We start from the raw sequence: 922 nt of genomic DNA, 5'->3' as shown, positions 1-922 counted from the left end.
CCGATCCCCTCCGCGGGGGCCGGGGCCGCGACGCTGTGCGGGCGCCACCGGGCTCGACGCGCCGGGAGGGGCGGACTCTGCCAGGCTGAAAGGGCAGCTACCTCGATCGAGGAGGCGCGCACCGATGTCAGCGCAGAACCCGGGGCCGTCCGGACGACGGTCCCGCGTCGCGGCGCTCCGGGCGGCGGAGGTCCGTCGCGAGCGGCGCCGGCGGTGGCTGGTGGCCGGAGTGATCGTCCTGGTGCTGGCCATCGTGGTGGGCGGGATCGCCGTCGTGATCGCGACGAACCAGGGCTCGTCCCCACCCTCCGGGGTCCCGGCGCAGCCGCGGACCACCGCCGAGGGCCGGACCACCCCGCCGCCCTGGGACGCCCCCGCCGACGTCGCGGCAGCCGTGAAGGCGGCCGGCCTGCCGATGCTCGGCGCCGAGGGCACGGCCCTGCACATCCACGCGCACCTCGACGTGTACGCCGACGGTCAGCCCGTGACGGTGCCCGCGCTGGTCGGCATCGACGAGAGCGCGCAGCGGATCAGCCCGCTGCACACCCACGACACCACCGGCGTCATCCACGTCGAGTCGCCGGTGAACGCCGACTTCACCCTGGGCCAGTTCCTGACCGAGTGGCAGGTCTCCGCCTCCGCCGACCACCTCGGCGGGCTGCGCACCGACGCCACCCACACGCTGACCGCGTACGTCGACGGCAAGGCGGTGAGCGGCGACCCGGCGGCGATCCAGCTGCACGCCCACGACGAGATCGCCCTGGTGTACGGCACGGCCGCCGAGAACGCCTCCGTCACCGTGCCGGGAAACTACAACTGGCCGGCTGGTCTCTGAACCTCGGCTTCGCGGCCCGTGAGTGCGGTGAGGTCCTTGGTCAGGAAGACCCGACTGGTGCCCGGCGGATCGCACGGGACCTCGCCG

Annotated in this window: 1 protein-coding gene; it reads left to right on the top strand. The window is 74.5% G+C overall.

The genetic code is table 11. The annotated features are described in order from the left end of the window. Nucleotides 1-124: 124 nt before the first annotated feature. Nucleotides 125-835: a hypothetical protein gene (locus ACFQ87_RS43230; RefSeq protein ID WP_380616505.1), complete on the top strand. Its 711-nt coding sequence runs from the start codon at nt 125-127 to the stop codon at nt 833-835. The last annotated feature ends 87 nt before the right edge of the window (nt 836-922 follow it).

It is taken from the genome of Kitasatospora sp. NPDC056531 (assembly GCF_042794375.1).
GTDB lineage: Bacteria > Actinomycetota > Actinomycetes > Streptomycetales > Streptomycetaceae > Kitasatospora.
Note: the sequence above shows the minus strand (reverse complement) of the source record. Positions and strands in the feature narration are given on the sequence as shown.

Coding starts and splice junctions, on each gene's coding strand:
- ACFQ87_RS43230 (WP_380616505.1), top strand. CDS start 125: ATGTCAGCGCAGAACCCGGGGCCGTCCGGACGACGGTCCCGCGTCGCG.